Source organism: Methylobacterium sp. Leaf456 (assembly GCF_001425465.1).
In the GTDB taxonomy this organism is placed as follows: domain Bacteria; phylum Pseudomonadota; class Alphaproteobacteria; order Rhizobiales; family Beijerinckiaceae; genus Methylobacterium.
This window is the reverse complement of record NZ_LMQV01000034.1, coordinates 165,092-188,288: the sequence shown is the minus strand read 5'-3', so window position 1 is coordinate 188,288 and position 23,197 is coordinate 165,092. Positions and strand designations below refer to the sequence as shown.

General features: G+C 69.2%; 29 protein-coding genes. 18 read left to right on the top strand and 11 right to left on the bottom strand.

All coding sequences use genetic code 11. The annotated features are described in order from the left end of the window. Positions 1–39: 39 nt before the first annotated feature. Together ASG52_RS16470 and ASG52_RS16465 are read right to left on the bottom strand one after the other, a co-directional pair. Positions 40–1,920, bottom strand: coding sequence for a PhoX family protein (locus ASG52_RS16470; RefSeq protein WP_056245421.1), 1,881 nt, complete (start codon positions 1,918–1,920; stop codon positions 40–42). 86 nt (positions 1,921–2,006) lie between these two features. Continuing rightward, positions 2,007–2,939, bottom strand: a complete 933-nt coding sequence (locus ASG52_RS16465; protein WP_056245418.1) for a glycine--tRNA ligase subunit alpha — start codon at positions 2,937–2,939, stop codon at positions 2,007–2,009. Positions 2,940–3,172: 233 nt separating this feature from the next. Between ASG52_RS16465 and ASG52_RS16460 the strand changes: the two genes are divergently transcribed. Further along, entirely contained in the window at positions 3,173–3,406 is a 234-nt protein-coding gene (locus ASG52_RS16460; RefSeq protein ID WP_056245416.1) for a hypothetical protein, read from the top strand. Between the two features lie 213 nt (positions 3,407–3,619). On the opposite strand, the gene ASG52_RS16455 is transcribed toward ASG52_RS16460, so the two are convergent. Further along, entirely contained in the window at positions 3,620–4,189 is a 570-nt protein-coding gene (locus tag ASG52_RS16455; protein ID WP_056245412.1) for a TetR/AcrR family transcriptional regulator, read from the bottom strand. Between the two features lies 1 nt (position 4,190). Continuing rightward, the gene (locus tag ASG52_RS16450) at positions 4,191–4,661 is read right to left on the bottom strand and encodes a nuclear transport factor 2 family protein (RefSeq protein WP_156383998.1); all 471 of its coding nucleotides are present in this window, start codon (positions 4,659–4,661) and stop codon (positions 4,191–4,193) included. A 176-nt stretch (positions 4,662–4,837) separates the two neighbouring features. On the opposite strand from ASG52_RS16450, the gene ASG52_RS16445 reads away from it, so the two are divergent. Together ASG52_RS16445 and ASG52_RS16440 are read left to right on the top strand one after the other, a co-directional pair. After that, the gene (locus ASG52_RS16445) at positions 4,838–5,125 is read left to right on the top strand and encodes a putative quinol monooxygenase (protein WP_056245406.1); all 288 of its coding nucleotides are present in this window, start codon (positions 4,838–4,840) and stop codon (positions 5,123–5,125) included. Positions 5,126–5,179: 54 nt separating this feature from the next. Then, positions 5,180–5,584, top strand: a complete 405-nt coding sequence (locus tag ASG52_RS16440) for a MarR family winged helix-turn-helix transcriptional regulator (protein ID WP_200945622.1) — start codon at positions 5,180–5,182, stop codon at positions 5,582–5,584. Positions 5,585–5,618: 34 nt separating this feature from the next. Here the strand turns inward: ASG52_RS16440 and ASG52_RS16435 are convergent, their stop codons facing one another. Beyond that, positions 5,619–6,479, bottom strand: coding sequence for a S49 family peptidase (locus ASG52_RS16435; protein ID WP_056245404.1), 861 nt, complete (start codon positions 6,477–6,479; stop codon positions 5,619–5,621). 225 nt (positions 6,480–6,704) lie between these two features. Between ASG52_RS16435 and ASG52_RS16430 the strand changes: the two genes are divergently transcribed. Continuing rightward, complete coding sequence (locus tag ASG52_RS16430) at positions 6,705–7,043, top strand: hypothetical protein (RefSeq protein ID WP_056245401.1); 339 nt, start codon at positions 6,705–6,707, stop codon at positions 7,041–7,043. A gap of 40 nt (positions 7,044–7,083) precedes the next feature. On the opposite strand, the gene ASG52_RS16425 is transcribed toward ASG52_RS16430, so the two are convergent. Beyond that, entirely contained in the window at positions 7,084–7,830 is a 747-nt protein-coding gene (locus tag ASG52_RS16425) for a tRNA1(Val) (adenine(37)-N6)-methyltransferase (RefSeq protein WP_056245399.1), read from the bottom strand. Then, positions 7,814–8,047 carry a putative signal transducing protein gene (locus ASG52_RS16420; protein ID WP_056245397.1) on the bottom strand — a complete coding sequence of 78 codons (234 nt, stop codon included), beginning with the start codon at positions 8,045–8,047 and terminating at the stop codon, positions 7,814–7,816. The genes ASG52_RS16425 and ASG52_RS16420 overlap by 17 nt, the downstream gene beginning before the upstream one ends. Before the next feature lie 197 nt (positions 8,048–8,244). On the opposite strand from ASG52_RS16420, the gene ASG52_RS16415 reads away from it, so the two are divergent. Together ASG52_RS16415 and ASG52_RS16410 are read left to right on the top strand one after the other, a co-directional pair. After that, on the top strand, positions 8,245–9,267 hold the full coding sequence (locus ASG52_RS16415; protein WP_056245395.1) for a polyprenyl synthetase family protein: 1,023 nt from the start codon (positions 8,245–8,247) through the stop codon (positions 9,265–9,267). Between the two features lie 10 nt (positions 9,268–9,277). Next, entirely contained in the window at positions 9,278–10,207 is a 930-nt protein-coding gene (locus ASG52_RS16410; protein WP_056245392.1) for an AEC family transporter, read from the top strand. Between the two features lie 17 nt (positions 10,208–10,224). On the opposite strand, the gene tyrS is transcribed toward ASG52_RS16410, so the two are convergent. Then, complete coding sequence (tyrS, locus tag ASG52_RS16405; RefSeq protein ID WP_056245382.1) at positions 10,225–11,496, bottom strand: tyrosine--tRNA ligase; 1,272 nt, start codon at positions 11,494–11,496, stop codon at positions 10,225–10,227. A gap of 124 nt (positions 11,497–11,620) precedes the next feature. Here tyrS and ASG52_RS16400 point away from each other — a divergent pair, with 124 nt between their 5' ends. Together ASG52_RS16400 and ASG52_RS16395 are read left to right on the top strand one after the other, a co-directional pair. Beyond that, complete coding sequence (locus ASG52_RS16400) at positions 11,621–12,754, top strand: anhydro-N-acetylmuramic acid kinase (protein ID WP_200945621.1); 1,134 nt, start codon at positions 11,621–11,623, stop codon at positions 12,752–12,754. Further along, positions 12,751–13,380, top strand: a complete 630-nt coding sequence (locus ASG52_RS16395; protein WP_056245380.1) for a DUF3578 domain-containing protein — start codon at positions 12,751–12,753, stop codon at positions 13,378–13,380. Before ASG52_RS16400 ends, ASG52_RS16395 begins: the two co-directional genes overlap by 4 nt. Here the strand turns inward: ASG52_RS16395 and ASG52_RS16390 are convergent. Next, positions 13,355–13,642 carry an addiction module antidote protein gene (locus ASG52_RS16390; protein WP_056245377.1) on the bottom strand — a complete coding sequence of 96 codons (288 nt, stop codon included), beginning with the start codon at positions 13,640–13,642 and terminating at the stop codon, positions 13,355–13,357. The two genes, ASG52_RS16395 and ASG52_RS16390, sit on opposite strands and share 26 nt — an antisense overlap. Next, entirely contained in the window at positions 13,639–13,944 is a 306-nt protein-coding gene (locus ASG52_RS16385; RefSeq protein ID WP_056245374.1) for a type II toxin-antitoxin system RelE/ParE family toxin, read from the bottom strand. The genes ASG52_RS16390 and ASG52_RS16385 overlap by 4 nt, the downstream gene beginning before the upstream one ends. A gap of 131 nt (positions 13,945–14,075) precedes the next feature. Between ASG52_RS16385 and aroC the strand changes: the two genes are divergently transcribed. The 3 genes from aroC (at position 14,076) to ASG52_RS16370 (ending at position 16,845) form a co-directional block, all read left to right on the top strand. Beyond that, entirely contained in the window at positions 14,076–15,176 is a 1,101-nt protein-coding gene (gene aroC, locus ASG52_RS16380) for a chorismate synthase (RefSeq protein WP_056245371.1), read from the top strand. Positions 15,177–15,205: 29 nt separating this feature from the next. Next, positions 15,206–16,282 (top strand): 3,4-dihydroxy-2-butanone-4-phosphate synthase, encoded by a 1,077-nt coding sequence (gene ribB / locus ASG52_RS16375; protein ID WP_056245368.1) that lies wholly within the window; start codon positions 15,206–15,208, stop codon positions 16,280–16,282. A 332-nt stretch (positions 16,283–16,614) separates the two neighbouring features. Then, positions 16,615–16,845 carry a hypothetical protein gene (locus ASG52_RS16370; protein WP_056245363.1) on the top strand — a complete coding sequence of 77 codons (231 nt, stop codon included), beginning with the start codon at positions 16,615–16,617 and terminating at the stop codon, positions 16,843–16,845. 52 nt (positions 16,846–16,897) lie between these two features. Here ASG52_RS16370 and ASG52_RS16365 read toward each other — a convergent pair whose 3' ends face one another. Next, entirely contained in the window at positions 16,898–17,827 is a 930-nt protein-coding gene (locus tag ASG52_RS16365; protein WP_056245795.1) for a histone deacetylase family protein, read from the bottom strand. Between the two features lie 188 nt (positions 17,828–18,015). Here ASG52_RS16365 and ASG52_RS16360 point away from each other — a divergent pair, with 188 nt between their 5' ends. From ASG52_RS16360 to ASG52_RS16335, 7 genes are all read left to right on the top strand, one after another. Continuing rightward, the gene (locus ASG52_RS16360; protein ID WP_056245360.1) at positions 18,016–18,672 is read left to right on the top strand and encodes a L,D-transpeptidase; all 657 of its coding nucleotides are present in this window, start codon (positions 18,016–18,018) and stop codon (positions 18,670–18,672) included. Between the two features lie 172 nt (positions 18,673–18,844). Further along, positions 18,845–19,288, top strand: a complete 444-nt coding sequence (locus ASG52_RS16355) for a hypothetical protein (RefSeq protein ID WP_056245358.1) — start codon at positions 18,845–18,847, stop codon at positions 19,286–19,288. A gap of 138 nt (positions 19,289–19,426) precedes the next feature. Next, positions 19,427–21,430: an acetyl-CoA carboxylase biotin carboxylase subunit gene (locus ASG52_RS16350; RefSeq protein ID WP_056245357.1), complete on the top strand. Its 2,004-nt coding sequence runs from the start codon at positions 19,427–19,429 to the stop codon at positions 21,428–21,430. Positions 21,431–21,446: 16 nt separating this feature from the next. Continuing rightward, positions 21,447–21,641 (top strand): hypothetical protein, encoded by a 195-nt coding sequence (locus tag ASG52_RS16345; RefSeq protein WP_056245354.1) that lies wholly within the window; start codon positions 21,447–21,449, stop codon positions 21,639–21,641. A 32-nt stretch (positions 21,642–21,673) separates the two neighbouring features. Next, entirely contained in the window at positions 21,674–21,808 is a 135-nt protein-coding gene (locus ASG52_RS28410) for a hypothetical protein (RefSeq protein WP_286159076.1), read from the top strand. A 31-nt stretch (positions 21,809–21,839) separates the two neighbouring features. Then, positions 21,840–22,271, top strand: coding sequence for a gamma-glutamylcyclotransferase family protein (locus ASG52_RS16340; protein WP_056245351.1), 432 nt, complete (start codon positions 21,840–21,842; stop codon positions 22,269–22,271). A 77-nt stretch (positions 22,272–22,348) separates the two neighbouring features. Continuing rightward, entirely contained in the window at positions 22,349–23,188 is an 840-nt protein-coding gene (locus ASG52_RS16335; protein WP_056245345.1) for a formate/nitrite transporter family protein, read from the top strand. Positions 23,189–23,197: the final 9 nt, after the last annotated feature.

Here is a 23,197-nt window from a genome sequence, read left to right as displayed (position 1 = left end):
GCGGGAATAGCGGCCCGCTCGGGCCGCGTCGAGATGACTTCAGCCGATCCGCCCGCCGCCCTTGCGCGTCACCGCCACCACCGAAGGCCGGGGCGGCATGTCGGCGGAGAAATCCGGCCAGCGGGTCGAGGGTTTCTCGTAGGAGCCGAGGCCCCCCTCCTCGTCGGGCTCGCCCGGATGCTGGACGGCGACGAAGAAGGTGCGGTCGTCCGGGGTAAAGCAGGGGCCGCACATCTCGGCGCCGACCGGCACCTGCAGGAAGTGCTTCGAGGTGCCCCGGCGCGGGCCGTCCGTCTCCACCGCCCAGATGCCGTCGGCCCGGCCGGTGGCACGGCGGTTGTTGCCGTCGGTGGCGATCCAGAGCCGGCCGCTCGCATCGAAGGCGCAGTTGTCCGGCATGCCGAACCAGCCGTCCGACGAGGTCAGCGGCGAGAACGTCGCCTTCACCTCGGGCTTGGCCGGATCGCCGCAGCGCACCAGCACCTCCCAGCGGAAGGTTTGCGCCGTGTGGTCGGCCCCGTCCGGCGTGATCTCGATGACGTGACCGAAGGCGTTGGCCGCCCGCGGGTTGGCGGCATCGACCTGTTCGGGCGTGCGCTTGGTGTTGTTGGTCAGCATCACGTAGACGCGACCGGTCTTGGGGCTCGCCTCGATGTCCTCCGGGCGGTCCATCGGGGTACCACCCAAAAGCTTGGCCGCGCGGCGGGTCTCGATCAGGACGTCGGCCTGGGAACTGAACCCGTTCGCCGCGTCGAGCCCGCCCTGGCCGTGGGTCAGGGGAAGCCACCGGCCGGTGCCGTCGGCCTCGAAACGGGCGACGCTGAGCGTTCCCGAATCGAGTAGAGTCGAGTTCGCTGCACGGGTGGCCCCGACGGCTTTAGCGCTGACGAAGCGGTAGACGTGCTGGAACCGCTCGTCGTCGCCGAGATAGACGACGTAGCGCCCGTCCCCCGCCGTCACCCCCGCCGCACCCTCGTGCTTGAACCGCCCGAGCGCGGTGCGCTTCCGCGGCGTCGAGGCCGGATCGAACGGGTCGATCTCCACCACCCAGCCGAAGCGGTTGGGCTCGTTGGGGTTTTTCGAAAGATCGAACCGCTCGTGGAAGCGGCCCCAGGTGTATTGCGGACTGCCCATCCCCATCGTCTTGCCGTTGCCGGTTTCCGGGTGGCCCTCCGGCAGCGTGCCTTGGAAATAGTAGTGGATGTTCTCCTCACCCGAGAGCCACGTCCCCCAGGGCGTCACCCCGCCGGAGCAGTTGTTGATCATCCCCTCCACCCGCCGCCCTTCCGGGTCGGCGGCGGTCGCCAGCCGGGGATGGCCGGCGGCGGGGCCGGTGAGCGTCATCGGCGTGTTCGCGGTGATGCGGCGGGTGAAGTTCGAGCCGATCACCGGGGCCCAGCGGCCGTTATCGTAGCGAATCTCGACCACCGAGCCGCCGTGGGCCGCCATCTCGATTGCGACCTGTTCCGCTGACAGCGCCGCGATCACGCCCTTGCGGTCGGAGGCGCCGAGGCCTGGAAACATCAGTTCGGCGTTGGTGTATTCGTGGTTGACCACGAGCAGGCCGCGGTTCGGATCGCCCTCAAGGGGAATGAAGCCGACGAAGTCGTTGTTGTAGCCGAAGCGCTGTTCCTGCGCCTCCGGGGTCTGCGCCGTGGGGTCGAAGGCCGGCACGTCCGGGAACAGCGGATCGCCCCAGCGCAGCAGCACCCGCGCCTCGTAGCCTTCCGCCACGTGGAGATGCTCGTCGACGGTGGCGGCGAGTTCCGGGAAGTCGAAGGCGGAAGGCTCGGCGGCCAGCGTCGGCACGGGGCCGAGGCCGGCGGCCAAAGCGGCGGCGCCCGCGCCGCGGATCAGGCCGCGCCGCGAGAGGCGCACCGCGATGAGGGCGTCGAGATCGGGGGAGGGGGTGTCGGACATCGCGGGCTCGTCGCGAAAGCGTCGGTCGAAGCCCCGGCGCTATTCCCCTCGCATGTCGCTTCGATGACGGCGCCCGCGCCCAAGCGTCACGCCGCGGCGGCGCCGCCGCTCTCGGTCTTCAGCCACGCCGCGCCGCAGGCCTTGGCCAGTTCGCGCACCCGTAGAATGTAGCTCTGCCGCTCGGTCACCGAGATGACGCCGCGGGCGTCGAGCAGGTTGAAGACGTGGCTCGCCTTGATGCATTGGTCGTAGGCTGGCTGGGCCATGCGGTGGCGGCCGGATTCGTCCGTCGGCGCGCCGGCCTCCAAGTAGCTGCGGCAGGCCTTTTCCGCATCGGTGAACTGGCGAAACAGCATCGCCGTGTCGGCGGCCTCAAAGTTGTGGCGCGAATATTCCTGCTCGGCTTGGAGAAAGACGTCGCCGTAGGTGACCTTGGCGTCGCCCTCGCCGCCGTTGAAGTTGAGGTCGTAGACGTTCTCGACGCCCTGGACGTACATCGCCAAGCGCTCCAACCCGTAGGTCAACTCGCCCGCCACCGGCGCGCATTCGAAGCCCGCGACCTGCTGGAAATAGGTGAACTGGCTCACCTCCATCCCGTCGCACCAGCATTCCCAGCCCAGGCCCCAGGCGCCCAGCGTCGGGCTTTCCCAATCGTCCTCGACGAAGCGGATGTCGTGGAGCTTGAGATCGACGCCGATCGCGTCGAGCGAGGCGAGGTAGAGTTCCTGGAGGTTCGGCGGGTTCGGCTTCAGGATCACCTGGAACTGGTAATAGTGCTGCAGCCGGTTGGGATTTTCGCCGTAGCGCCCGTCCTTCGGCCGGCGCGAGGGCTGGACGTAGGCCGCCTTCCACGGCTTCGGGCCGAGCGCCCGCAGCGTCGTCGCCGGATGGAACGTGCCGGCGCCGACCTCCATGTCGTAGGGCTGGAGGATCACGCAGCCCTGCGCCGCCCAGAAGCGCTGGAGCGTCAGGATCAGGCCCTGGAACGAGCGGGTGGGCGAGAGATCGGCGTCGCTCATTGTGCGGGGGTCCGACGGCGGAGGAAGGAGTCGCCGGCTCGTTTACGAGCGAGGGGCGGGGTGTCAAGCGAGGGCGTTCTCGCCGCCCGGCCGAGGCCACGTGCCGCCCGGCACATCTTTTCTTCGTCGAACCTTCGAGACCGGGAACGGTAGAGGTTGCCGCCAAGTTAATGCGGCGAAAGAATGGCTACGCTTCGCCCCAACGGCCAGCGCCAACCACGGCTCGGAAGATCATGTGCAAGGGATTGACTGTTTTCGCCGCCCTCGTCGCCGCTTCGCTGGCGGCCACGCCGATCGTGATGGGTGCTTCCGCGCTCGCCACCTCCGACGGCACCGACACCGTCGAGACCAAGGTGACGGTCACGCCGGTCGAGATCGCCCCGGTTGCGGCGCCCGCCGAGACCTGCGTCCGCAAGGTGCGGGTGGTCTATAGCGGCTACGGCAGCGCCCCGGCGGCCTGCCGCTGAGCGCTCACCCAGCCTTTTTCAATCTGGATCGAGCCTGACCGCGTCGCGGTTTTCCCACTCTCGCCCTCATCCTGAGGTGCCGGAGCGAAGCGGAGGCCTCGAAGGAGGGCTCCAGCCCGCCGCGCGATCCCTGAAGCCCTTCTTCGAGGCTGCTTCGCAGCACCTCAGGATGAGGGGGTTGGGTGGGAGCGGCCGAGCGAAACGGTGCCACCTTCAGGCACCCGCCGTCAGCCGGCTCCGCTCCCGCAAACACACAAGAATTCGGTCGAAAGTCTCCGGTCGGTCCAGCGCACGGGCCAGCACCACCGCCCCCTGGATGCCGCCGACGATGTCCTCGGCGAGCGCCGTCGCCCCCTCCGGCGGATGGCCGGCGCGGACGAGCGCCCCGGTCAGCGCCTCGACCCACAGGGCGAAGTAGCGCCGCAGGGTCTCGGCAAACCGGTCGCGGGCGTCGCTCAGGCTGAGCGCGCCGACGAGGCAGACGCGCCGGCCCGAGCGGAAGTAGTCGCTCACTGTCGTGAACATCGCGGCAATCGCCGCGGCCGGATCGTCGGCCTGCCGCAGGGGGGCGAAGACGCGGGCCTCGAACCATGCCTCGATCTCGGCCAGCACCGCCTCGACCATCTCGGCCTTACCTCCGGGGAAGAAGTGGTAGAGGCTGCCCTTGCCGAGCCCCGTCGCGGTCGCGATCAGCGACAGGCTCGCGCCCTCGTAGCCGTGCTCGCGAAAGGTCTCGGCGAGCACGGGCAGGAGATCGTCCCGCCGGGCGATCGCGCGGGCCATGTCAGAGGCTGAGATCGGTCAGCGACGGGTGGTCGTCCGGCCGGCGGCCCAGCGGCCAGCGGTACTTGCGGTCGGATTCGGCGATCGGCAGGTCGTTGATCGAGGCGATGCGGCGGGCCATCAAGCCGGCCTCGTCGAACTCCCAGTTCTCGTTGCCGTAAGAGCGGAACCACTGGCCGCTGTCGTCGCGCCACTCGTAGGCGAAGCGCACGGCGATCCGGTTGCCCTCATGCGCCCACACCTCCTTGATCAGGCGGTAATCGAGTTCGCGCGCCCACTTCCGGGTGAGGAAGGCGGCGATCGCATCGCGGCCCTGGATGAACTCCGCCCGGTTCCGCCACACGCTGTCGGGCGTGTAGGCCAGCGCCACCTTCTGGGGGTCGCGGCTGTTCCAGGCGTCCTCAGCCATGCGCGCCTTCTGCGCGGCGGTCTCGGCGGTGAAGGGGGGCAGCGGCGGGCGTGACATGGGCATCTCCGTACCGATAGGTCAAGAATGGACCGATCGGTACAGTGTTTTGAAGTTGGCAGCAACTGTGACGGCCTGCGACCGTACAAGCGCGTCAGGGAGGTTCCGTCCGACTCATCGCCTGTTGCGGAAACAGATATCAGGATATATATCTTGATAATTATTTAGACGGGGAGGATGCCGTGCCGCTCGCGATCTTTGCCACGATCACGCCCAAGCCAGAGCACCTGCCGGACGCCGTGGCGGCGATCGAGGCCATCATGGTCGCGACTCGGGCCGAGGGAGGATGTCTACGCTTCGATCTCCATCGTGGGGTCGCTACGGAACAGCTTCACCTCTACGAGATCTGGTCTGATCAGGCCGCTTTCGACCATCATCACGCACAGCCCTACACGCAGGCGGTCTTTCGACGATACGAGGCGTGGCTGGCCCGCCCGGTCGAACTGACCTTCCTGCAACCCGTCGCGTGATTCACCGGCAAGGGCGTGCGCGTGTTTTTCTTGAAAGATCTCCCGTCACAACAGATGATCCAAGGCTATGCAGAGGCCCACGGCGTTGCGCCGAGGACGATTGCGTCGGGCCTTGCCATGATGCGCAGGGCAAGCCTGATGATCCGGCGACTGGAGAGCTACTTCAACGACCAGGGTCTGTCGCAGTTGCGATTCCTGGTTCTCATCGTCATCGATCGTGAGCCCGACCGGGACACGTTGACCGTCGGTGAACTCACCGAACGCCTGGACGTGGCCGGCCCCGTCGTCGCGCGAACGTTGCGCTTCCTGCTCGACGATGGGCTGATCACCCAGGCCAAGGATACCGGCGACGCGAGGATCAAGCATGTCGGCTTGACGCGGTTCGGGCAGGAAAGGCTCGAAGCGCTGCTTCCCGGATACCTCGCCATCATCGCCGAGGAGATGGACAAGCCGCTTTGACGACGCGGCACACATGAGCCGTAGGCGTGGCTTGCTACAGCCCTAGCCGCGCCCAGGCCGCACGTTCCTCGACCGTCGCGATTGCGCCCTCGGCGAGCGAGGCGGCGGTCTGTCCCGGCGTCGAGCGCCGCAGCAGGCGGGCCAGCAGCGAGCCGCGGGTCTCCGGCACCACATGCAGCTCGACCTTCTCGCCGTAGCGCTCCCGCAGTGTGCCACGCAGGTCGCCGACCGAATCGGCGAGGCCGAGGGCCACCGCCTGACGGCCGGTCCAGACCGCGCCGGTGAACAGGTCCTGGCCCGCATCGAGCCCCGGCCGCCGGGCGCGCACGAGGGTCGTAAAAAGATCCTGCACGTCGGCCTGAAGTTCCTTCAGGCGGGCGACGTCCTCCGGGTTCTCGGGGCGGAACGGGTCGAGCATCGCCTTAGCCTCGCCCTGCGTGTGGACGCGGCGCTCGACGCCGATGCGCTCGATCAGCCGGTCGAAGCCGAAGCCCGCCGAGACGACGCCGATGGAGCCGACGATGGAGGCCGGATCGGCCACGATCTCGTCGGCCGCGCAGGCGATCATGTAGCCGCCGGACGCGGCCGCATCCTCGACGAAGGCGAAGACCTTGATCTTCTTCTCTTCGGCGAGCGTCCGGATGCGCTTGAAGATCAGGTGCGACTGCACCGGCGAGCCGCCGGGCGAGTTGACGACCAGCGCCACCGCGGAAAGCCTCGGCATGGCGAAGGCCCGCTCCAGGCTCGGCGCTACCGAACCGATCGAGAGGCCGGGCCGGATCGGCGAGACCGCGCCGATCACCCCGCTGAGCCGCACCACCGCGACCCGCGGCGCCGCCTTGCGGAAGCGGCGCGGCAGGAGGAAGCGCAACTTTTCGGGCAGGCGAAACGGCATGGAGGTCTCAGCGGCTGACGGGGATCCCTCGTTAACAGCAGGCCGGATCGCGATCCATCGAGCCGGCTCCTGCAAGGCCGATCACGAAGTCGAAAGCGCGCGAACCAAACTCGGCCATACGACGTTCATGACCGCCGTTTCCGAACGATCGTTCCGGCGCGGCCGGGCCGCGAATCCGTCCGCGCGCGTCCGCACCATCCGGACGGAACGGAGGGAACCGTCTCCATGCGTATCCTACGCCTGTTCATCCTGGCCTTCGGGATGCTCGGCGGGTTGGCCGGGCTGAACGCCACGGCGAACGCCGCCCCGCTCCCGGTCGCGCCGATGGCCGCCCAAACCGCCGAGGCGCCGCTCGTCGCCAAGGTTTATTACTACGGCTACCGCCGCCACTGGCGCCCGCGCTACTACTACCGTCCGGTCTATTACCGCCCGCGGCACTACTATCGCCGGCATTACTGGCGCCCGCGGCGCTACTATCGCCCGTACTACTACCGCCCACGGCCGTACTGGCATCGCCGCCATCACTGGCACCGTCGCCACCACTGGCACCGCCGGTTCTACTGAGCCGCACATCCCGAGGGGTGCCCGTCCGGGCGCCCCTTTCTCATGTCCGCCCGTGCAGGGCTTCGGCTTCAGGCGTGGAGCGTCCCTCGGAATCCTGGAGCACCAGCGGCGGCAGCAGGCGGAACGGCGCGCGGCTGCCCTTCCTCCCCGAAATCAGCACGCGGATCGCCGGGCGGTCCGCCCGCGCGTGGACGGCGCGCACGGCGCACTCGCCGAAGCGGCCCTCCAGCGCGTCGAGGCAGGCCGGCAGGGCGTCGGCCCGGTGGATCAACCCGACCCGCCCGCCCGGCCGAGCGAGGTCGGCACAGGCCCGCAGCCAGGCATCGAGCCCGCCCTCCGCCGGAAAGGCGTGGGCGGCGGCGCGGCCGGCATCGGGGGAGGGGCGGTGGCCCGGTCCCTCGAAGAAGGGCGGGTTGGTCAGCACGAGGTCGGCGCTGTTCGACACCAGCCCCGCGGCGCGGCGGACGGCGCCGGGCGCGAGCAGGTCGGCCTCGATGACGCAGACCCGCGCGTCGAGCCCGTTGGCCACAGCGTTCTCCCGCGCCAGCGCGGCCAGCGCCGGGTCGCGCTCCACCAGCACCACGCGGCATTCCGGCGCGAGATGCGCGACCGTGAGCCCGACCGCGCCGGTCGCGGCGCCGAGATCGGTGACCGTCTCTCCCGGCTCCGGTGCGAGCAACCGGGCGAGCAGCACCGCATCGGTGCCGGCGCGATGCGCCCCGCGGGGCGGCTGATGCAGCAGCAGGGCGCCGCCGAGGAAGCGGTCGGGCTCAGCCGCGGGGATCATCGCGCAGTTCGGAGGCGAGGCCGGCATCCGTCAGGATGCGCCGGGCCTGGGGCGCGTGGTCGTCCGGCACCAGCAGACGCCGACCGAAGGCGCCGATCGAGCCTTCGAGCGCGCTCATGTGCTCGTCGGCGACGAGGAGCGGGATTTGTGCGCCCTCCAGCAGCGAGCGGGCGAAGCCGATCAAGACGATGTCGTTGCTGCGGATCAGTTCGGTCACGGCGGTGCCTGCCTTCCGGCCGTCATGGGCCGTAACTCTCCCTACAGCATCGCCATCGAAAGGGAGAGGAATGCCTTCGCGGCGCAGGGCCGCGCGGCCCCGGCGCATGTTGCGATGCAGGCTGTCGCATGCGAGAGGGGGCGCCACGGGGAAGAGGGGCCGGCGTTGCGCCGGCACGCCATCCGGAGGCTCCGCGCTTGGGCGTCGTCGTACCGCTGGACCAAGGCCGCACGGATTCGGAAGCGAGCCTCGACGACCTCGTGCGCCTCGTCGCGGGCGGGATGGAGCGGGTCAACACCACGATCCTGTCGCGCACCGGCTCCGACGTCGCGATGATCCCCGAGGTCGCCAACCATCTGATCGCGTCGGGCGGCAAGCGCCTGCGGCCGATCCTGACGCTCGCCTGCGCCGACCTGGCCGGCTACGCGGGCGGGGACGGGGCGGTGAAGCTCGCCGCCGCGGTCGAGTTCATGCACACCGCGACCCTCCTGCACGACGACGTGGTCGACGAGAGCGACATGCGCCGCGGGCGCGTCGCCGCCCGCATCAAGTGGGGCAACGAGGCGAGCGTTCTGGTCGGCGACTTTCTGCTCGGGCAAGCCTTCCGCATGATGGTCGAGGTCGGCTCGCTCCGCGCCCTCGACATCCTGTCGGCGGCCGCCACCGTGATCGCCGAGGGCGAGGTGATGCAGCTCACCGCCGCCAAGAACACCGAGACCTCGGAAGAGGAATACCTCGCGGTAATCCGCGGCAAGACCGCCGAACTGTTCGCCGCCGCCTGCGAGGTCGGCCCGGTTCTGGCCGGACGGCCGGAAGCCGAGCAGGCGGCCTGCCGCGCCTACGGGATGAATCTCGGCATCGCCTTCCAGCTCATCGACGACGTGCTGGATTACGGCGGCACCAGCGCCGCGCTCGGCAAGAACGTCGGCGACGACTTCCGCGAGGGCAAGATCACCCTGCCGATCGTGCTGGCGCTCCGCCGCGCCTCGGACGAGGAGCGCGTCTTCTGGCGCCGCACCCTGGAGCGCGAGGAACTGGGCGAGGGCGACCTCGAACAAGCGTTGGCGATCCTGCGCCGCCACCGCACGCTGGAAGAGACGATGGAGCGCGCCCGCCATTACGGCGACGCCGCCCGCTCATCGCTCGACGTGTTTGCGGATGGCCCGGTGAAGGCGGCGCTCCTTCAGGCGGTCGATTTCTGCATCGCCCGCGCGCACTGACGCTGAAGGCATGACCGGCGCGGTCGCTCTGGCGCTGCTGCCGGTCGTCCTGCTGATCGCGTTGGGCATGGGGCTGCGGCGCGGCCGTTTCCTCGACGGCGCGTTCTGGCCGGGCGCCGAGTGGCTCGCCTACTTCGTCCTGCTGCCGAGCCTGTTCTTCCACGGACTCGCCACCGCGCAGCTTGACGCGCTGCCGGTGGCCGAGCTGGCCCTGACGCTGATCCTGGCAACAACTACGGTCGCCGGCCTCGTCGTCGCGGCGCGCCCGCTGATGCGGATCGACGGGCCCGGCTACACCTCGGTGTTCCAGGGCGCGGTGCGCTTCAACAACTATGTCGGCGTTACCTTGGCGGCGGGCCTCTACGGAGCCAAGGGCATCGCGCTCGCGGCCATCTGCAATGCGGCGATCGTGCCGACCGTCAACATCCTCTGCGTCGTGGTGTTCGCCCGCTACGGCTCGGCCCGTTTGTCCGGCCTCGGCATCGCCCGACAGATCGCGACCAACCCGCTGGTCGTCTCCTCGCTCGCCGGAATCGGCTTCCGGATGCTCGGGCTCCACCTGCCGCCGGGGCTGGAGCCGGCTTTCCGCACGCTCGGCGCCGCCTCGCTGCCGCTCGGTCTGCTCTGCATCGGCGCGGCGCTCGAATTCGGCGCGGTGCGGGCCTGGACCGGGGCGATCGCAGGGGCCAGCGCGATCAAGTTCTTGGCGATGCCCGCCGCCACGGTGGTGAGCGCCCTGATCTTCGGCCTGGACGGCCCCGCCCTCACCGTCGCCCTCGTGTTCCAAGTGCTGCCGACGGCCTCCTCGTCCTACATCATGGCGCGTCAGCTCGGCGGGGACGCCGCCCTGATGGCCGGGATCATCGCGGCGCAGACGCTGCTCGCCCTCGCCGCGATCCCGTTGGTTCTGGCCGGGATCGCCCTCGTGATCCCGCTCTGACGACGGGCCCGAAAAGACTACTCGGGCCGCAGCAGCACGTGCTTCTTGCGGCCGAATGAGAGCTTGATGACGCCGTCCGCCGTCGTGTCGCTCAAGGTCAGCGTCGCCTTCTCGTCGGTGAGCTGCACCTCGTTGACGCGCAGGCCCCCGCCCTTGATCTGGCGGCGCGCCTCGCTCGTCGAGGGCACGAGCTTCGCGTAGTCCGGCCCGAAGGCGGTGAGCACGCCGAGGCCGGCGTCCAGCACGGCGCGCGGCACCGTGACGGTCGGCAGCGATTCGGCGAGCGTGCCTTCCACGAAGGTCTTTCGCGCAGTCTCGGCGGCATTCTGCGCGGCCTCGTCGCCGTGCATCAGACGGGTCGCCTCGGTGGCCAGCACCGTCTTGGCCTCGTTGATCTCGGCGCCTTGCAACGCGGAAAGACGGGCGATCTCGTCCATCGGCAGCAGCGTGAACAGCTTGAGGAAGCGGCCGACATCGGCGTCCTCGGTGTTGCGCCAGAACTGCCAGTAATCGTACGGGCTCAGCATCCCGGCATCGAGCCAGACGGCGCCCGCGGCGGTCTTGCCCATCTTGGCGCCCGACGCCGTCGTCAGCAGCGGGCAGGTCAGCCCGTAGAGCTGCGGCGTGCCCATGCGGCGGCCGAGATCGATGCCGTTGACGATGTTGCCCCACTGGTCCGAGCCGCCCATCTGCAGCCGGCAACCGTAGCGGCGGCTCAGCTCAGCGAAGTCGTAGGACTGGAGGATCATGTAGTTAAACTCCAGGAACGACAGCTCCTGGTCGCGCTCCAGCCGCAGCCGCACGCTGTCCATCGACATCATGCGGTTGACCGAGAAGTGCCGGCCGACGTCGCGCAGCATCTCGATGTAGTTGAGCTTGGTCAGCCACTCGGCGTTGTCGACCATGATCGCGTCGCCTGTCCCCTCGCCGAAGGTCAGGAACCGGTCGAAGGTTTTTCGGATGCCGTTCTTGTTCTCCTCGATCTGCTCCAGACTCAGGATCTTGCGCGCCTCGTCGCGGCCGGAGGGGTCCCCGACGCGGGTGGTGCCGCCGCCCATCAGCGCGATCGGCTTGCCGCCGGTCGCCTGGAGCCAGTGCAGCATCATGATCGAGAGCAGGTGCCCGACATGGAGCGAGGCCGCGGTGCAATCGTAGCCGACATAGGCGGTCAGCCGCCCCTCGCGGGCCGCCGCGTCGATGCCCTCGCTGTCGGAAGCCTGATGGATGTAGCCGCGCTCGGTCAGCACCTTCAGGAAGTCGGATTGCGGCGCGAAGCTCTCGGCGGTCATGGCGGTCTCTGGAGTGGGGCGGCGCGACAGGCGCGCAGAGCCCGTGCTAGCTCGCATGCGAAGGCGAGCGGACGGGCCGGCTCTTAGCAAACCGATACCGGAAACGCGACGGGACAAGCGGCACATGACGATGCGGCGCGCGATCGGCCTGATGAGCGGCACGTCTCTCGACGGGATCGACGTCGCCCTGATCGAGAGCGACGGGAAGGCCATCCGCGTGACGCGCAGCGGCAACGACCGCGTCGCCGCGCTCGGCCCCACGGGCTATCGCGGCTATTCGGATGAGGAGCGGGCGCTGCTGACGCACGCGCTCCGCGATGCCGAATCCGTGAAGGTCCGCACCGACCGACCGGGCTGCCTCCCCGAGGCAGAGGCTTTTTTGACCCGCGCCCATGCCGAGGCGGTCGAAGCGTTCCTTGCCGAGAACGGACTGACGCCTGCCGACATCGCAGTCGTCGGCTTCCACGGACAGACGGTGATGCACCGCCCGCGCGAGGGCCTGACGGTGCAGATCGGCGACGGCGCGGGGCTGGCGCGGCGTCTCGGGATTCCAGTGGTCGCCGACCTTCGCGCCGAGGACGTGGCGCGGGGCGGGCAGGGGGCGCCGCTGGTGCCGGTGTTCCACCGGGCGCTCGCCGAGGCCGCGGGCTATTCGGGGCCGATCGCTGTCCTCAACATCGGCGGCGTCGCCAACGTGACGCTGATCGATAAGGACGGCGGGCTGTTGGCCTTCGACACCGGCCCGGGCAACGCGCCGGTCAACGACTGGATGACCGAGCGCGAGGGCGTGGCCTTCGATCGCGACGGCGCCCGTGCGGCCGGGGGCCGAGTGGACGAGGAGCTGGTCGCGTGGCTTCTCCGGCATCCGTACTTCGAAAAATCGCCGCCGAAATCGCTCGACCGCCAGTGGTTCTCGCACCGGCTCGCCGGCCATCTCGGCACCGCCGACGGCGCCGCGACGCTGACGGCCTTCGCGGCCCGCGCGATCCGGGCGAGCCTCGACCACGCCGCCGCGCGCCCGACCCGCTGGATCGTCGCCGGCGGCGGCGTGAAGAACCGGACCCTGATGACGATGCTGGCGGATCTGCTCGACGCCGAGATCGTGAACGCCGACGACCTCGGCTGGTCCGCCGACTTTTTGGAGGCGCAGGCCTTCGCCTATCTGGCGCTCCGCTCGGTCGAGGGCCTGCCGATCACCTTCCCGAGCACCACGGGCGTCTCCGCCCCGGCGCCGGGCGGCGTGCTGCATCGGCCGTGACGCTCGGCCACGCCCTGCGCCGCATCATCGAGGAATACCCGCTGGCCCGGCTCGACCCGCCGGCCGGCCACCCGCTCGCCCATGTGATCCGACGCGGCGCGGCGGACGAGTTGCGCGCCGCGCTGGCCCCGTTCGGGAGCACCTACCTCGTGAAGGGCAGCCCCGGCCGCGGCACCCGCTGGGCCGCCGTGCCCTGGCTGGCGGCCTTCGACCCGGCAGTGACCACCAGCGCGACGCAGGGCTATTATCTCGTCTACCTGTTTCCGGCCCATCGCGAGGCCGTGCATCTGTCGCTGGCGCAAGGCACGGTGGCGGCGATCCGCGAGCACGGGCCGCGGGCCGGCGCCCGGCTGCGCGCGAGCGGGGCGGCTCTGCGGACGCGCCTGTCGGACTTTTCGGAAGCACTGCCGGTGGCGGAGATCACGCTGGGCACTGCGGGCGAGTTGCCCGAAGGCTACGAGGCCGCCCACATCATGGGCCTCACCTACACGCTCGCCGACCTCGCCGACGAGCGGCGGCTCTGGGCCGACCTCGCGAACGGCGTCGCGGCCTATCGGGCGCTCAAGGCGCGGGGCGGGCTTGATGTGGCGGAAGAACAGATCAGCCGGACGCTACGGTCGCCGTGAGGCGGACATTGAGCGCGCTGACCACGCGTAGCGCGGTGTCGAGGCTCGGATTGCCTTCGTCGGAGAGCGCCCGATACAGGCTTTCCCGCGACAAGCCGGTCTGCCGTGCGATCTCGGTCATGCCGCGGGCGCGGGCCGCGACACCGAGCGCCCGACGGAACAGGGCCGCATCGCCTTCTTCGACGGCTGCCGCGAGGTATTCGGCAATGGCCTCATCCGAATCGAGGAATTCGGCAGAATCGTAGGGGCTGGTTTCGGTCATTGAGCGATCCCTCGCAGTGAGGCCGCGAGCGCTTGGGCCCGGGCGATGTCGCGATCCTGGCTCTTCTTGTCGCCCCCACACAGCAGGATCACCAGCACGCCGCTTCGACGTGTGAAGGAGACGCGGTAACCCGGCCCGTAATCGATGCGCATCTCGCTCACTCCGCCACCGACCGACTTGACGTCGCCGGGGTTGTCGAGAGCGAGACGGTCGATCCGCAACGCGATCCGCGCCTTGGCGCGCGCGTCGCGAAGCCCGCGAAGCCAATCGGTGAAGGCGGGTGTCCGAAGAATCTCGGGCATGCAGAATTGTAGCCTATGGGCTACGTTTATTCCATCGGAAACCCGCGGCTGTGCAGAGCACTCATCAGCTCGGCTCATGCGGCATGACGAGTTTGTGCCCCACGGCATCCCGCGCTAAGGCACGCAGCGCCATGTCCCACAACAGCTTCGGCCATCTCTTTCGCGTCACGACCTTCGGCGAGAGCCACGGCGTCGCCCTCGGCTGCGTGGTGGACGGCTGCCCGCCCGGCCTGCCGCTGGAGGCGGAGGACATCCAGGCCGAGCTGGATCGGCGCAAGCCCGGCCAGTCGCGCTTCACCACCCAGCGGCGCGAGCCGGATCAGGTGAAGATCCTGTCGGGCGTGTTCAGTGACGACCGCACCGGGGGGCGCCAGCTCACGACCGGCACGCCGATCGCGCTGATGATCGAGAACACCGACCAGCGCTCGAAGGACTATTCGGACATCCGCGACAGCTACCGGCCCGGCCACGCCGACTACACCTACGACGCCAAGTACGGTTTTCGCGATTATCGCGGCGGCGGGCGTTCTTCCGCGCGCGAGACCGCGGCGCGGGTCGCCGCGGGCGCGGTCGCACGCAAGGTCATCCCCGGCATCACCATCCGCGCGGCGCTCGTCCAGATGGGCCCGCACGCCATCGACCGCTCGCGCTGGGACTGGGACGAGGTGGCAAAGAATCCGTTCTTCTGCCCCGACCCGCAGGCCGCCGCCCTCTACGAAGAATATCTTGACGACATCCGAAAGGACGGCTCGTCGGTCGGTGCGGTGATCGAGGTGGTGGCCGAAGGCGTGCCCCCCGGCCTCGGCGCGCCGATCTACGGCAAGCTCGATGCGGACTTGGCCGCCGCGATGATGTCGATCAACGCGGTCAAGGGCGTCGAGATCGGCGACGGCTTCGCCTCCGCGGCCTTGCGCGGCGAAGACAACGCCGACGAGATGCGGAGCGGCAACGACGGTCGCCCCCGCTTCCTCGCCAACCATGCCGGCGGCATCCTGGGCGGCATCTCTTCCGGCGAGCCGGTGGTGGTGCGCTTTGCCGTGAAGCCGACCTCCTCGATCCTGACGCCGCGCCGGAGCGTGAACCGCGACGGCCAGGAACTCGACCTGATCACCAAGGGCCGCCACGACCCCTGCGTCGGCATCCGCGCCGTGCCCGTCGCCGAGGCGATGATGGCGTGCGTGCTGGCGGACCATTATCTGCGCCATCGTGGGCAGGTCGGCGAACGCGCCTGACCCGCTCGAACACGAACGAGACGAAGCCAGTGCCCCATTGCAGCGTCACCGAGGCCATCGAGGCCTTCGCCCGCGGCGAGATCGTGGTCGTCACCGACGACGACGACCGTGAAAACGAGGGCGACCTCGTCGTCGCCGCCTCGCTCTGCACGCCGGAGAAGATGGCGTTCATCATCCGCAACACCTGCGGCATCGTCTGCGCGCCGATCACGCTCGCCGAAGCGCGCCGGCTCCACCTCGATCCGATGGTGGCCTCGAACGACGCGCCGCTCGGCACCGCCTTCACCGTCACGGTGGACGTGCGCCACGGGCTCACCACCGGCATCTCGGCGGAGCAGCGCTGCAACACCGTGCGGGCGCTCTCCAACGGCAACATGGGCGCGAACGACTTCGTGCGCCCCGGCCACGTCTTCCCGCTGATCGCCCGCGACGGCGGCGTGCTGATGCGCTCCGGCCATACGGAGGCCGCGGTCGATCTGTGCAAGCTCGCCAACCTGCCCCCCGTGGGCGTGATCTGCGAACTCGCCAACGACGACGGCACCGTGATGAAGGGGCCGCAGATCGATGCGTTCTCCGAGCAGCACGGCCTCAAGCGCGTCTCCGTCGCCGACCTGATCGCCTACCGGCAGGCCCGCGACCGGCTGGTCGAGCGCGTCGGCACCTTCCCGGTCAAGACCGAGTTCGGCCCGATGACCGGCTACGCCTACGTCACGCCGTTCGAGCCGATCCAGCAATTCGCCTTCGTCCACGGCAATATCGGCGACGGCCGCAACATGCTGGTGCGCCTGCACCGCTCCAACGTGGTCGCCGACGTGATCGAGGGCGGGCGCCAGATCGAGAGCGTGATGCGCCGCTTCTCCGCCGAGGGCCGGGGCGTCCTTGTCTATCTGCGCGACGGCACCGCGGGCGTGCCGATCAACCGCTACGCCGAGGAGGGCGCCGAGGCGCAGCGGGTGCGCCAGTGGCGCGAGGTGGGCCTCGGCGCGCAGATCCTGCGCGACCTCGGCGTCGTGTCGATCCGCAACCTGTCCTCCTCGTCCCGCGCCTATGTCGGCCTCTCGGGCTTCGGTATCGAGCTGGTCGGCGAGGAGCCGCTAGAAGGGTAGGTTGCTTCGCGCGCCGCCGGGTTCCCCCTCTCCCCGCACGCGGGGAGAGGCCTGCATGGACCTCGTCGTCCATGCAGGAAGCGAAGCCGAAGCGGCGGTGAGGGGGACTCGACGGACAAGGCTCGCCCTGAACCGCCCCCTCACCCCCGGCTGCCGCCTCGCTTCGATGACGACGAGGTCATCGAAGCCCTCTCCCCGCGTGCGGGGCGAGGGGATGCGCACGGCGCTCCGCGTTCACTCGAAAACCCGTACCCCCTTGCAGACAAGCGGAGCCGTTCCCAGGTCGAGTGGGGCGGCCATCCGACGGTCGCCCGACCGGAAGGGAGCACCGCATGGTCCTTGTCCCCTGTCCTGCCTGCGATCACCGCGTCTCGGAGAAGGCGGTCGCCTGCCCGTCCTGCGGTCATCCGGGGGCGCATGAGCGGCACGGCGCCGTCTCGGTCCTCGGGCGCGTCGCCGGAACCTACATCTCCGCCAACGCGCTGTCTGAGCTGGTGCTGGGCAGCGTCATGTTCGTCAGCGTGGCGGCGGTGCTGATCACCCTGATCCTCGCTGGGCGATAGACGCGAGGCGGGATGTCCGGCCGGTCGCGCCGGACATCCTTCGACATCCACGTCAGCGCCCCATCAGCGCGTCCATGTGGGCGGCGACCGAGCGAGCGAGGCCGTCGAGGCTGTAGCCGCCCTCCAGGATCGACACGACCCGGCCGCCCGCGTGGCGGTCGGCGACTTCCATCACCCGACGCGTCGCCCAGCCGAAATCGGATTCGTCGAGCTGGACGTTGGCCAGCGGGTCGAGCTTGTGCGCGTCGAAGCCCGCCGAGATCACGATGAGATCGGGCTTGAACGCGTCGAGCCGGGGCAGGATGCGCGTCTCGAAGACCTCGCGAAACACGGCACCGTCGTCGAAGGCGCGCAGCGGCACGTTGACGATCGTGTCGTGGTCACCCCGCTCGTTCGCCGAACCCGATCCGGGAAACAGCGGCATCTGGTGGGTGGACGCGTACATCACGTCCTTGTCGGCCCAGAAGATGTCCTGCGAGCCGTTGCCGTGGTGGACGTCCCAATCGACCAACGCCACCCGCGCCGCGCCGAGGTTCTTCTGCGCGTGGCGCACCGCGATGGCCGCGTGATTGAACAGGCAGAAGCCCATGGCGCGGGAGATCTCGGCGTGATGACCCGGCGGGCGCATGGCGACGAAGGCGTTGGCGCACTCGCCCTTCATCACCGCATCGACCGCGTGGATCGACCCGCCGATGGCGTGCAGGCAGGTGTTGAGCGAGCCCGGCGACATCAGCGTGTCGGAATCGATCTGGAGCAGGCCCTCCTTCGGCGAGGCCTCGACCAGTTGGGCGACGAAGGCCGCCGGATGGACGAGTTCGGCGACCGAGGGATCGGATTTCGGCGCGTGCGTGCGCACCAAGGCGGAGAAGCGCTCGTCTTCCAGCGCCCGCTCCACCGCCTGCATGCGGGCGGGGCGCTCGGGATGGCCGGGCGGGGTCGCGTGCTCGAGCGCGCTCGGATGGGTGACGTAGAGAGTGCTCAGGACGTGTCCTCCCGGGCGCGTCGTTCGGCGGTCGCCCTGGGCTTCTTGTAGCCGCGCCGCAACAGGCCCGGCAAATGCGTTCACGCCCCCGCGATGACACTGCCCCGGCGCCGTGTCGGGGATTACGCTCGGCAGGACTTCGTTAACCCGTCCCGCGCCCGGCGTGGGACCGACCGATTGCCATCGCCATGCGCCGCGCGTCCGGCTTTCTCCTCGTCACCGGCCTTGCCCTGCTCGCCGGCTGCCAGAGCCGGACGGCGCAGCAGACGCCCCCGACGCAGCTCGCCGCTCTGCCGCCCACCCCGGAGGCGAGCCCGGCGATTCCCGCCCTGCCGCCGGGCCCGGAGCGGGACGCCGCGTGGATGAAGCTCGCGCCCCAGGCCAAGCTCGATCCGGCGCTCGCCCGCACCACCGTCGATTTCGCCACCAAGGAGCCGGTCGGCACCGTGATCGTCGATGCGGGCGGGCGGTGGCTCTACCTCGTCCAGCCCGGCGGCAAGGCTCTGCGCTACCCCGTCTCGGTCGGGAAGGCCGGCATGGCCTGGACGGGCCGGGCGGAGATCGACCGCAAGCTCGAATGGCCGGACTGGAACCCGCCGCCGGAGATGATCGGCCGTCGGCCCGACCTGCCGCCGCGGCTGGAGGGTGGGCCCTTGAGCCCCATCGGGGCCCGTGCGCTCTATCTGGCGCGAGATCGGAAGGACACGCTGTTTCGCATCCACGGCACCAACGAGCCGGAGTCGATCGGGCAGGCGGTGTCGTCCGGCTGCATCCGCATGCTCAACGCCGACGTGATCGACCTCTACGACCGCGTGCCGGTCGGGACCAAGGTCGTGGTTCGGTGAACGAAGTCTGACCGCAATACAGCAAGAGTCTCGAAAGGCTCATTCGTGAGCCCGCATTTACCTGAACACGGGTTCAGACTCTGCCATTAACCTCTTCTGGGAAAGCCGGCGCGTAAGTTCTCCTCACACAGGGACGAACACCGGCGACAACTGGCCGGAGAGGCATCGGATTATGACCAACACTGCTCTTCAGCTGTTCTGCGACCGGATCGTCGAGGCGGGCCGGATCACCGGCGCCGACGTCGCCGAACTCTCCCGCGACCTCCTGGCAGACGGCCTGATGAGCCGCCACGAGGCCGACCTGCTGCTCGCCCTCGACCGGGCGGTGGCCGACCAGCACGAGGGCTTTTCCGCCTTCCTCGCCGCCTCCATCGTCGACTTCGCCGTCTACGGCGAGCGCCCGACCGGCCGCATCACGCCTGAGACCGCCGCGTGGCTCTCGGCCTCGCTGGCCGGCCGCAAGGGCCCGACCCCGACCGGCGCCCGCATCGCCATGGAGATCGTCCGCGAGGCGACCGTCAGCGACGAGGCCCTGATCGCCTTCGCGCTCAAGGCCAAGAGCTGGAACCGCCAGCCCGTGGGCGCCCGCACCGGCACCCTTCCGCTCGCTGCATGATGAATACAGCGTGCGGCCGGCTCCACGGGCCGGACGGCGCAGCTTCCGCTCTTCGCACAACTGCTTTATCGGAATGAGATCGGGCTCGCCTTCGGGAGGGGTGAGCCAGGACGGTCTCCCAAGAAGAAGCGGCTCGCGATGTTCGAAAAAATCCTGATTGCCAACCGGGGCGAGATCGCCTGCCGCGTGATCAAGACCGCCCGGCGGATGGGCATCAAGACGGTGGCCGTCTATTCGGACGCCGACCGCGATGCCGTCCACGTGGCGATGGCCGACGAGGCCGTGTATATCGGCCCGGCGGCGGCGGCGCAGTCCTACCTCGTCATCGAGAAGATCATCGACGCCTGCAAGCAGACCGGCGCCCAGGCCGTGCATCCGGGCTACGGCTTCCTGTCCGAGCGCGAATCCTTCCCGCGGGCGCTCGCCGAACACGGCATCGTCTTCATCGGCCCGAACCCCGGCGCCATCGCCGCCATGGGCGACAAGATCGAGTCGAAGAAGGCCGCGGCCGAAGCGAACGTCTCGACCGTTCCGGGCTTCCTCGGCGTCATCGAGTCGCCTGAACACGCCGTGAAGATCGCCGACGAGATCGGCTACCCCGTCATGATCAAGGCCTCGGCCGGCGGCGGCGGCAAGGGCATGCGCATCGCCGAGTCGGCCGATGAGGTTGCGGAAGGGTTCGCCCGCGCGAAGTCCGAGGCCTCGTCCTCCTTCGGCGACGACCGCGTGTTCGTGGAGAAGTTCATCACCGATCCGCGCCACATCGAAATCCAGGTGATCGGCGACAAGCACGGAAACGTGATCTATCTCGGCGAGCGCGAATGCTCGATCCAGCGCCGCAATCAGAAGGTCATCGAGGAGGCGCCGTCACCGCTCCTCGACGAAGAGACCCGCCGAAAGATGGGCGAGCAGGCCGTGGCGCTCGCCAAGGCCGTCAACTACGACTCCGCCGGCACGGTCGAGTTCGTCGCCGGCCAGGACAAGTCGTTCTACTTCCTCGAAATGAACACCCGCCTGCAGGTAGAGCACCCCGTTACCGAGATGATCACCGGGCTCGACCTCGTCGAGCTGATGATCCGCGTCGCGGCCGGCGAGACGCTGCCGCTGGGGCAGGACGACGTGAAGCTCAACGGCTGGGCGGTCGAGAGCCGCGTCTACGCCGAGGACCCGACCCGCAACTTCCTGCCCTCGATCGGCCGGCTCACCACCTACCAGCCGCCGGAGGAAGGCCAGTTCGGCGAGGCGATCGTCCGCAACGATACCGGCGTGGAGGAGGGCGGCGAGATCGCGATCCACTACGACCCGATGATCGCCAAGCTCGTGACCTGGGCGCCGACCCGTCTCGCCGCGATCGAATCGCAGGGCCAAGCGCTCGATGCCTTCGCCATCGACGGCATCCGCCACAACATCCCGTTCCTCGCCACCCTGATGGCGCATCCGCGCTGGCGCGAGGGCGCGCTCTCGACGGGTTTCATCAAGGAGGAGTTCCCGGACGGGTTCACCGCCCCCGAGCCCGAGGGACAGGTCGCCCTGCGGATGGCGGCAGTCGCGGCGGCGATCGACCACAAGCTCAACACGCGCAAGCGCGGCATCTCCGGCCAGATGCGCGACCCGAGCCTGCTGGCCTTCCAGCGCGAGCGCGTGGTGGTGCTCTCCGGCCAGCGCTTCGCCGTCACCGTCGATACCGTCGGCAGCGACCTGCTGGTGACGGTCGAGAACGGCGCGGTGGTGCCGGTGCGCAGCCAGTGGCGGCCCGGCGAGCCGGTCTGGTCCGGCAAGGTCGGCGACGAGACCGTCGCGATCCAGGTGCGCCCGCTCCTCAACGGCGTGTTCCTGCAGCACCAGGGCGCGGCGGCCGACGCCCGCGTCTACACCCGCCGCGAGGCCGAACTCGCCGACCTGATGCCGGTCAAGGAGAACGCCAATTCCGGCAAGCAGCTGCTCTGCCCGATGCCGGGCCTCGTGAAGCAGATCATGGTCAGCGAGGGCCAGGAGGTGAAGAACGGCGAGCCGCTCGCCATCGTCGAGGCGATGAAGATGGAGAACGTCCTCCGCGCCGAGCGCGATGGCAAGATCTCCAAGATCGCCGCCAAGGAAGGCGACAGCCTCGCGGTCGATGCCGTGATCATGGAGTTCGAGTGAACGGGCCGAAGGGCCCGTGAACCAGATCCACAACGAGCAGACGAAACTGCTGGCGACCGGCCTCAACAACGTGGCCGTCGCCTTCGTGGTGATCGGCGGTGTCACGCCGGTCACCGCCGTGAGCTTCGGAGTAGCGAGCGCGCCGAACCTGAGCGTCGGAACCGTAGCGTTCGCGCTCATTTGGTTCGGTACGGGTCTCGGCCTACATTGAATGGCACGATACGCGCTTCGGAGCCTCAAGCCGTGAGTTCGGGCGAAATCTTCGTGACGTTCATCATCCCGGCCGTTGTGCTGACGACGGCTTGGTTGGCCGTCCTCGCCAACGAGCGGGCCGTGAAGCGTGCCGTCGAACGCGAGAGACAGGCACCCGGCGAGTAATCGCACCGCTCGCATCCCTCTCATAAAAAAAATGCCGCTCTACTTCGCCTACGGCGCCAACATGGACGCCGCCGCCATGGCCCTGCGCTGTCCGGCCTCGCGGCTGATCGGCCGCGGGCGGCTGCCGCGGCACCGCTTCGTCATCATGCGGGAGGGCTGGGCCTCCGTGGTGCGCGCGCCGGCCGCCACCGTCTGGGGCGTGCTGTGGGAGCTGGCGCTCTCCGACGTTCCGGCGCTGGACCGCTACGAGGGCGTGGCCGGCGGGCTCTACGTGAAGGCGCATCAGCCGGTCGTGACCGACAAGGGCATCAAGCGCGCCCTGATCTATCTCGGTCGCAGCCCACCGCCGGGCGTGCCGCGGCCCGGCTATCTCGAAGCGGTGCTGGCGGCGGCGGAGGCGGCACAACTGCCAGGGGCCTATCGCCAGGAGATCGGCGGCTGGATGCGCCGCAGCCGGGCCTGACCCGCGGCCGAATCATCCCGACTGGCACCGAACCTGCCTCGCCGCAAGACGAACCATCCTTCCGCGAGGGACAAAAGATGGACTTCGTCAAACCCGCCGACATGGCCAAGGCCATGAGCGATTCCGGCGTGATGCGCGCCGAGCTTCTCGTGCGCGACATGATCGTGCGGGGCATGATGGCCGGTGCGCTCCTCGGCATCGCCACCAGCCTCGCCCTCACCGCCGCGGTGCAGACCGGCGTACCGCTCGTCGGCGCGATCGTCTTTCCCGTCGGCTTCGTGATGATCGTCTGCCTAGGGCTCGAACTCTGCACCGGCAATTTCGGCATCCTCGCCCTGTCCTTCATGGAGGGGCGGATCGGCTTCGCGCCGATGATGCGCAACTTCGCCTGGGGCTTCTTGGGCAACCTGATCGGCAGCCTGCTCTACGCGTTGTTGCTCGTCATCGCGCTCACGAACTTCTGGCACACCGGCGCCGACGCCAACCCGGTCGCCAGGAAGATCGTCGAGATCGCGCAGACGAAGACCACCGCCTACGAGGCGCTGGGCACCGCCGGCATGATCACGGTCTTCGTCAAGGCGATGCTGTGCAACTGGATGGTCTGCCTCGGCGTGACCATGTCGATGATGTCCACCTCGACCTTCGGTAAGATCCTCGGAGGGTGGCTGCCGATCCTGCTGTTCTTCGCGCAAGGGTTCGAGCACGCGGTCGTCAACATGTTCATGATTCCGGCCGGCATGATGCTCGGCGCGCCGGTCTCGTTCGAGCAGTGGTGGGCCTGGAACCAGATCCCCGTGACGCTGGGGAACTTCGTCGGCGGCGTGCTCTTCATCTCGCTGGCGTGGTACCTGACCTACCGTCCGCAGGCCGTGCGGCGCCATGCGGAAGCGCCGTCCGCCGTCGTGGCCACCCGCTGAGCCGAGCCT